We start from the raw sequence: 7,449 nt of genomic DNA on the forward strand, positions 1-7,449 counted from the left end.
GTGCGCTCGCAGCACCGGCACGCCCTCGCCACCGGCACCCGGCCCGCCGAGAAGCGCCCCGGCCCGCCGAGAAGCGCCCCGGCCCGCCGAGAAGCGCCCCGGCCCGGTATAACAAAAGTCGCCGGGACCAAACGGTCCCGGCGACTCACCGTCGGGGTGGCGGGATTTGAACCCACGGCCTCTTCGTCCCGAACGAAGCGCGCTACCAAGCTGCGCCACACCCCGGTGCCGTTCGAGTATAGCCTTACCTCGCCGATAATCCCAAACCGAGACGAACCGACCCGCCGAAGTGTGGGCCACGCCGCAATAACCAGGGCGTGTGGGTGCTGGCTACGCCGGGTGGACGTGAATGATCGATGCCTCGGGGCGCGTTGCTATACGAATCTTCGCGTAGGGGGACGTGCCCAGGCCGGCGGATACATGCAACCAAGACTGGGAGCCGTCGGGGGCCTCCCAGCGATTCAAACCCTTCGCATAGCGGCGCGCGATGTCGCAGTTCGTGATGATCGCACCGCCGCCCGGGATGCCGATCTGACCGCCGTGCGTATGGCCCGCCAGGATCAGGTCCGAGCCAGCCGAGGCGAGCGCGGACACGACGCGCGTGTAAGGCGCGTGCGTGACGCCCAGATGCAAGACGTCGGCCTGCCCCCACGATGAGGCCGGGGTGCCCAAGCGGTCGCGGTGAATGTGCGCGTCGTCGGTCCCCAGCAGTGACACCGTCCCGCCGGGAACGGCGAGGGTCCCGGCGGCATTTGACAGATCCAGCCACCCGGCGCGAACCAACTCGCGCACCATCGGCAGGTACGGCAGGTCGGGAACGACGCGAGCGGGGTGCGGCTTGGAGCGCGACAGGTAGCGGCTCCAGCGCTTGGGGATCGGAGAGTAGTAGTCGTTCGAACCCAGAACGAACGCGCCCGGATACGACAGGAAGGGCCGATAGGCGTCCATCACCATGTCGAGGGCCTCGGTCGAGCCGAAATTATCCCCCGTGGCTACGACCATGTCGAAACGCTCGGAGGAAGCGACATCGGAGAGAAAACGGAGCAGAAACTCCTGCCCCGCGAACAGGTGCAGATCCGCGATCTGGAGGATCGTCACCTCGGGAACGCGAGCGCGAACCGGAACCTGGTAGCGCCGCAGCACCGGCATCGTGCGCTCAATCGATCCCCAGGCCAGCGCGGCCCCGCCCGCAGCGACCCCGGCGAGCCCCAGCCCCCCGACCAGCGCGCCCGCAGTGCGCAGGAGGCCACGGCCTGGTCGGCGGGACGAGGGCGCGGCCTCCATGAGCGTCGACGTCATGTCAGTGCCCGCTGCTGGTGGGAGACGGCGTAGGAGTCGAGGTGCGCGGAGTGCTCGCCCCGATGTTTGCGTTCGAGACGGCCTCGACGGGGGTGCCCGCCAGGACCTGCGTCATGTAAGGCGCCCAGATGTTCTGGCCGACGAAGGTTTCACCGTAAATCTCACCGTAGTAGTGCCCGTTGATGGTCACGGCGCCGACTTCCTGAGAGGAATTCTCGCCGTGGCCCACCCACGCGGAGGTCACGATGGAGGGGGTGAAGCCCGTCAGCCACGTGTTGGCGTGGCCGTCGGTGGTGCCCGACTTCGCGGCGAAGGGGCGCCCGTCGCCCAGGCGCGTGGATGTGTAGTACTGGCCGGCGGACGCGGTCAGCAGGGCCGCTGTCTTGTTGGCGACGTCGGGGGAGATGACCTCCTTGCAGTCCGCGGAAAACTCCTTGAGGACGTTCTCGTCGCGGTCAGTCACGGACTCGATGGACTGCGGCGTGCACTGCTGGCCGGAGTTTGCGATCGCCGCGAACACGGACGCCATCTGGAGCGGTGAGGCGGACACGGAGCCGAGGATGTTGGCCGGGTAGGGGGAGGGAACCTCGCCGTCCTCGGTGATGCCCAAGTCGTAGGCCGTGTCGAAGATCGAGCAGAAGTCGACGCGGGACGCCATGTTCACGAAGGCCTGGTTGACGGACTGGCCGGTGGCGCGCACGACGTTCATGGTGCCGGTCTTACCCGCGAGGTCGTTGACCTGGTAGCCCTCGGTCGTGATGGAGCGGCCGTCGCACTTGAAGGCGCCGTTCGGGTAGAAGGTGTTCGCCGAACCGACCGTCTCGTAGGCGGAGTGGCCCTCCTTGAACCACTGGAGCAGGGTGAAGACCTTGAAGGTCGAGCCGACCTGGAAGTTGCCATCGGCCGAGTAGTTCGACATCGTCTCGCCCGCCTCGATGCCGTAGGTCGTGTTCTGAGCCATCGACAGGACGCGACCCGAGCGCGGGTCCAGGGAGACCAAGGCGTCGTTCAGGCCGGAGGCGTCGCCCACGGGGATCGTGTTCGTCAACGAGGAGTAGGCGGCGTCCTGCATCGCGGGATCCATCGTGGTGCGGATCGTGATGCCCTGGGTCTTGAGCAGGCGCTCGCGCTCGACGCGTGTGGCGCCAAACGTCGGGTCTTCCAGGAACTGGGCGAGGACGTAGTCGCAGAAATACGCCTTGGAGGACTCGGCACCGGAGCAGCCCTCGGAGGACACGGTCGGGTGCAGCATCGAGTCGACCGACGTCGCGATGCCCTTGTCGTACTCTTCCTGCGTGATGACGCCCTGCTCCAGCATGGTCGCCAGGACCGTGTCTCGGCGTTCCTGGGCGGCTTCGGGGTGGGTGAGCGGGTCGTACTGGACGGGAGACTGAACGAGGCCGGCGAGGAGTGCGGCCTCCAGGTAGTCCAGTTCGGAGGCTGACTTGGAGAAGTAGCGCTGCGAGGCGGCTTCGACGCCGTAGGTGATGGGGCCGAAGGGAGCGATGTTCAGGTAGCCCGTGAGGATCTCGTCCTTGGACTGGGTTTTTTCCAGGGCCATCGCGTACTTGATCTCGCGGAGCTTACGCTCGGTTGTCTGCTCGGTGGCGGCGCTGACCTGGTCGGCATCGCCTTCGAGGTAGCCGCGCTCGGCCAGAGAGTTACGCACGTACTGCTGGGTGATCGTCGAGGCGCCCTGGCGGCCCGAATCGCCCAGGTTTGTCACGAGCGCTCGCGCGATGCCGGTAGCATCCACGCCGTTGTGCTCGTAGAAGCGCTTGTCCTCGATCGCGATGATCGCCTTCTTCATAACGTCGGCGATATTCGCGCTGGGAACGACGATGCGCTGCTTGTCGTAGAAGTGCGCGATCACGCCGCCGGAGGAGTCGAGAAGCTGTGATTCCTCGGCGGGTGCCACCGTCTGAAGGTCGCCGGGCAGCTCGTTAAACACGGAGGGGACCGACTTCGCGACCAGCGCGGTGGGTCCGGCGATGGGGACGAGCATGCCCGCCCCGACGACGCCCATGAGCGAGGAGACGCTCAGGAACGCCAGCAGGAGGGCGAACAGCTGGGTCGGCCGGACGGCGCGTGAATGAGAGTGCGACATGGTTCTAGCTTACGTGCCGCCGGGGACATCTGGAGTCTGGCAACGCGTGAGAATTGCCTGATCGGTCACCCGTCGTCGCCTCATACGAGGTCGCACCGTTTGCACCCACAGAGGTATGTGTGTATGGTCACATGATAGGGCTCGTAGTACAGTGGAGTGGAGATTCACGATGTCAACCCACGGCGACGACCAGAGTTGGGTCGCACGTGCTTTGTGCGCGTCCATCGAACCGGACGCGCTCTTCGTTCAGGGTGCATCCCAGCGTCAGATTCGCCTGCGCTGCTACGAGTGCGAGGTACGCCTCGAATGCCTCGCCGATGCCCTGGAGTCCGAAGCTAACTACGGCGTGTGGGGTGGCCTGACTGAGCGGGAGCGACGCGCGATTTTGCGCCACTATCCCCACGCGGAGGATTGGCTGGAGTGGCTGCGTTCCTCGGATGACCCGTTGGCCCGGGAGCTGCGCAGCGCCCACGTTCCGAAGGTGTTGCCCTTCGTGCGCCCCCAGATGGCAGGTAGGATGGGCTCATGACTAAATGGGAATACTCCACGATTCCGCTGCTCACGCACGCGACGAAAGCAATCCTCGACCAGTGGGGCGCCGACGGGTGGGAACTCGTCCAGGTGATCCCCGGCCCCACGGGCTCGGAGAACCTGGTGGCCTACCTCAAGCGTCCGATTGAGGAAGCTTCCGCCGTTCAGAACTGACGCGCGGAATCTGCGCGCAGAGAACAGCATGAACGAGGCCGTGGTCGGCACGCGCGTCAAGCGCAAGGGGCCACGGCCTCGTTCGCGTCAGGAAACAAAAGGTTGGGCCCGACACCGCGCGGTGTCGGGCCCAACCCGTGAGCTGAGGTCAGCGGGCGCGGCGCGCCAGGCGATCGACGTCGAGGAGGGTGACGGCGCGACCCTCCAGGCGGATCCAGCCTCGCGACACGAAGTCGGCGAGGGACTTGTTCACGGTCTCGCGTGAGGCGCCCACCAGCTGGGCCAGTTCTTCCTGCGTGAGGTCGTGGGGGACGTGGACGCCCTTGTCGGTCGCGGTGCCGAAGCGGTCGGCGAGGTCCAGGAGGGCCTTGGCGACGCGGCCGGGGACGTCGGAGAAGACGAGGTCGGAGAGGGATTCGTTGGTGCGGCGCAGGCGCTGCGCGAGGGCGCGCAGCATGTGCTTGGCCAGCGTGGGGTTCGTGTCGAGCACGTGCATGAGGTCCTCGTGCTCGAGGTAGAGGAGCGACGCCGGGGAGACGGCGGTCGCAGTGGTCGAACGCGGGCCCGGATCGAAGAGCGTGAGCTCGCCGATGATCTCACCCGGGCCGAGGACGGCGAGGAGGGACTCGCGGCCGTCGCTCGACGTGTGGCCGAGCTTGACCTTGCCCTCGGTCACGATGTAGAGGCGATCGCCGAGATCGCCCTCGTCGAAGAGGGTCTCACCGCGACGCAGGGTCGTATGACCCATCTTCTGCTGGAGGGACACCTGCTGTGCATCATCAAGGCCACCGAACAGCGGCACCTGGCTGATGAAGTTTCCGTCACCGATCATGGTGCGGAGCTCCTTCCGCTCGTGCCCGAGTTGCTCGGGCGTTCCGATTTGGACTGCGCGGCGAGTCCCATGCGTTACACCGCTCACTAGGAGGTACCGCGTATCACACCATTATGCCCTATCTATCAGGTGAAACATGTTTCATTCACCGATTTGTGTGACCTGTCTAATGAAAATGGGCTACTGGGCGTGCGCTCCGACGTGCTGCGCCAGGGCCTGCGCGACCGCCTCGGGTGCCTCCTCGGGCAGGAAGTGCCCGGCCTCGCGAATGACGATCTGGGTCAGGGGAGCGTCGACAAACTGCGCGTCGGCGGCGTGATCGAGTGCGGACCATGCGCCGTCGTCTCGGCCGACAAGCGACAGGACGGGCACCTGCAGCGGCTCCGACAGGGTGCGGCGAACCTCGCGAGACAGCGACCGGGTCGCGTGGAGTCCCCGCAGGGCCGTGTGCGCGGCGAAGGGGCGGCGCAGGGCCGCCCGGTAGGTGCCCGACTGTGACACGAGGCTGTCCACGTTAGCGGGAGATGCCCACGCGCGGTACACGGTCGTCACGAGCGACCCGGAACGCAGGGCGCGCTCGCGTCCCGTGGGCAGCGCGAGACGGCCCTGAAGGACGCGGCCACCCGCCCAGGGGGCGCGCCCGATGACGGGCTGGATGCCCAGCGGATGCGGCGCTGACAGGACGGCGACCGAGCGCAGCTCGAGCGGCGCGAGCGCGCCGATCATCCACGCGACGGTCCCCCCGACGCCGAGGCCGGCCACGGAGAACGAGGCGACGCCGAGCGCGCGCACGACCCCGATGACGTCGGTGGCCAGCTGTGTTACGTCGCAGTCCCCGCGCGTCAGGTCGGAGGTCCCAAAGCCTCGCAAATCGAGGGCAAACACGCGCGAGGTCGACTCGGCCAGGAGGGGCAGGACCTCACGCCAGGACCACCAGTGCTCGGGGAAACCGTGCAGGAGTACCAGCGCATGGTCCATGTTCTGGCCCATGTCGGCGACGTGGAATGTGGCGCCGCCAGCGCTCACGTGCCGATGGGTCCACGGACCTTCGAGCTCGATCGCGCTGGCGGGAATCAGGGTCTTCACTTGCTGTTCAGGTCCTTCGCTGCCTTCTTGCGTGCGCGCTTGGAATAGAAGGCGCCGGCCGGGTTGACGGCCTCAATCGAGGTGCGCAGGGCCTCCTCGGCGCGGCCGGTGCGGCGCGCGGAGTGGGAGAGGTAGCCCACGCCCATGAGGACGATGCCCAGGATCGCGAAGCGACCGGAGTAGCCGGACGCCTGCAGGTGGTGCGAGAGATTCGCGCCGAGGGAGCTGGAGGCGCTCAGGGCGTTCAGCGAAGCCAGCAGGGTCGAGGCCGTGATGCCGGGGGCGAGCACCCACGGCAGGCCGACGATCAGGGTGGCCACGCCCATGATCCACGCTCCCAGGGAGGAGCGGCGCGCGGTGGCAAACAGGATCACGGCGACGACGATCGCTCCGAGGAGTTCGCCGAGCGCCAGGATCGAGGCGACGCCCGTGTACATGGGGGCGGCGTCAGCCAGCGTCATGCGTGCGCCGGCGTCGGAAGCCAGGTACCAGCCGAGCGGCGTGAGGACGAGGAAGAGCACGAGGGACAGGAAGTGGGCTCCTCGGCGCGAGGGCATCTCGGTGATGACCGGCGCGGCGGAGAAGAGCTCGTCGTCCAGCCCGGCGGGCTCCTTCGTGTTCTCGGAGCGGTCGCGATTGGCGGAGGCGATCGCGGCCAGGGTGGCGGCGTCGCGCTCGTCATCGTCGGCGTTGAGCAGGGAGCGGCGGCGCGGGCGTTCGGCCTCGGCCTGGTCCTGATCCGCGAAGGAGTACGAGGTCGCCTGTGTGGGCAGCTGCTTGGTGGGGCCGTCGACGAGGGCGGTCACTGAGTCCTTGGTCGTGTCCTCGTCCGAGGCCGTGTCGCGCTCGGCGGGTTCCTGGGCGCTCGACGCGCCAGCCTGCTGCTCGGTGGGGCTCAGCGCGGGGATCGAGGGAGAGACGGGTTCCTCGTCGCCGAAGATCATGGAGCGGCGCGACGCCAGAGTGTGGGTCGCTTCCGCCGCGGCGCCGCCGACCGCGGAGACGGGCTCCTCGTCGTCCTTCGAGGCCTCGGCGCCCTCCGCTGTCGTCGCCTCGTCCGCCTGCTCCTCGGCGTTGTCGACGGGCGTTTCCTCGACGTTGTCGGTGGGAGCATCCTGCGGGGCATCGGCCGGTTCGTTGGTTTCCTCTTCGCGGGGCTCGCGCACGGAATCGAGGTTCAGTCCCAGGGCGGCCGCGGCCTGCGCGGGCGTCATGACGGGGGAGCGGGCGGGCTCCCGCTCCTCGGCGGGTTCGCCGACCTGCTCGGGCTCGTCGTCCGTCGGGTCCTCGCCCTGCGCGGCGGCTTCTTCGGCCGGGGCTTCTTCGGCCACGGGGGCGCTCGGCTCGTCGGACTCCGCCTCGGCGGCGTCCTCGCTCGGTGCAGCCTCAGCGCGCTCGGTCGACGAGGCCTCGGCGGGGG

Annotated in this window: 7 protein-coding genes and 1 tRNA gene; 2 read left to right on the forward strand and 6 right to left on the reverse strand. The window is 67.8% G+C overall.

Features of this window, described 5'->3' with window-relative positions:
• Positions 1-151: 151 nt before the first annotated feature.
• The 3 genes from HMPREF1138_RS06705 to HMPREF1138_RS06715 form a co-directional block, all read right to left on the reverse strand.
• Positions 152-225, reverse strand: a tRNA-Pro gene (locus HMPREF1138_RS06705).
• Between the two features lie 105 nt (positions 226-330).
• Positions 331-1,299 (reverse strand): metallophosphoesterase, encoded by a 969-nt coding sequence (locus tag HMPREF1138_RS06710; protein ID WP_009057920.1) that lies wholly within the window; start codon positions 1,297-1,299, stop codon positions 331-333.
• A 1-nt stretch (position 1,300) separates the two neighbouring features.
• Entirely contained in the window at positions 1,301-3,406 is a 2,106-nt protein-coding gene (locus HMPREF1138_RS06715; protein WP_009057917.1) for a transglycosylase domain-containing protein, read from the reverse strand.
• A 169-nt stretch (positions 3,407-3,575) separates the two neighbouring features.
• Between HMPREF1138_RS06715 and HMPREF1138_RS06720 the strand changes: the two genes are divergently transcribed.
• The gene (locus HMPREF1138_RS06720) at positions 3,576-3,935 is read left to right on the forward strand and encodes a WhiB family transcriptional regulator (RefSeq protein WP_009057922.1); all 360 of its coding nucleotides are present in this window, start codon (positions 3,576-3,578) and stop codon (positions 3,933-3,935) included.
• Positions 3,932-4,111: a DUF4177 domain-containing protein gene (locus tag HMPREF1138_RS06725; protein WP_009057918.1), complete on the forward strand. Its 180-nt coding sequence runs from the start codon at positions 3,932-3,934 to the stop codon at positions 4,109-4,111. Before HMPREF1138_RS06720 ends, HMPREF1138_RS06725 begins: the two co-directional genes overlap by 4 nt.
• A gap of 148 nt (positions 4,112-4,259) precedes the next feature.
• Here HMPREF1138_RS06725 and HMPREF1138_RS06730 read toward each other — a convergent pair whose 3' ends face one another.
• The 3 genes from HMPREF1138_RS06730 to HMPREF1138_RS11290 form a co-directional block, all read right to left on the reverse strand.
• Positions 4,260-4,943: a Crp/Fnr family transcriptional regulator gene (locus HMPREF1138_RS06730; RefSeq protein WP_003791132.1), complete on the reverse strand. Its 684-nt coding sequence runs from the start codon at positions 4,941-4,943 to the stop codon at positions 4,260-4,262.
• A 180-nt stretch (positions 4,944-5,123) separates the two neighbouring features.
• A complete protein-coding gene (locus tag HMPREF1138_RS06735) occupies positions 5,124-6,029 on the reverse strand; it encodes an alpha/beta fold hydrolase (protein WP_009057915.1) in 906 nt (301 codons plus the stop codon).
• On the reverse strand, positions 6,026-7,449 hold a 1,424-nt coding region (locus tag HMPREF1138_RS11290), incomplete at its 5' end, for a hypothetical protein (RefSeq protein WP_009057921.1). The genes HMPREF1138_RS06735 and HMPREF1138_RS11290, both read right to left, overlap by 4 nt.

The organism is Actinomyces sp. ICM58 (assembly GCF_000283035.1).
In the GTDB taxonomy this organism is placed as follows: Bacteria; Actinomycetota; Actinomycetes; order Actinomycetales; family Actinomycetaceae; genus Pauljensenia.

Bases quoted from the DNA above. Each gene is read 5' to 3' on its own strand.
- HMPREF1138_RS06710 (WP_009057920.1), bottom strand. From the start codon at position 1,299: ATGACGTCGACGCTCATGGAGGCCGCGCCCTCGTCCCGCCGACCAGGC.
- HMPREF1138_RS06715 (WP_009057917.1), bottom strand. From the start codon at position 3,406: ATGTCGCACTCTCATTCACGCGCCGTCCGGCCGACCCAGCTGTTCGCC.
- HMPREF1138_RS06720 (WP_009057922.1), top strand. From the start codon at position 3,576: ATGTCAACCCACGGCGACGACCAGAGTTGGGTCGCACGTGCTTTGTGC.
- HMPREF1138_RS06725 (WP_009057918.1), top strand. From the start codon at position 3,932: ATGACTAAATGGGAATACTCCACGATTCCGCTGCTCACGCACGCGACG.
- HMPREF1138_RS06730 (WP_003791132.1), bottom strand. From the start codon at position 4,943: ATGATCGGTGACGGAAACTTCATCAGCCAGGTGCCGCTGTTCGGTGGC.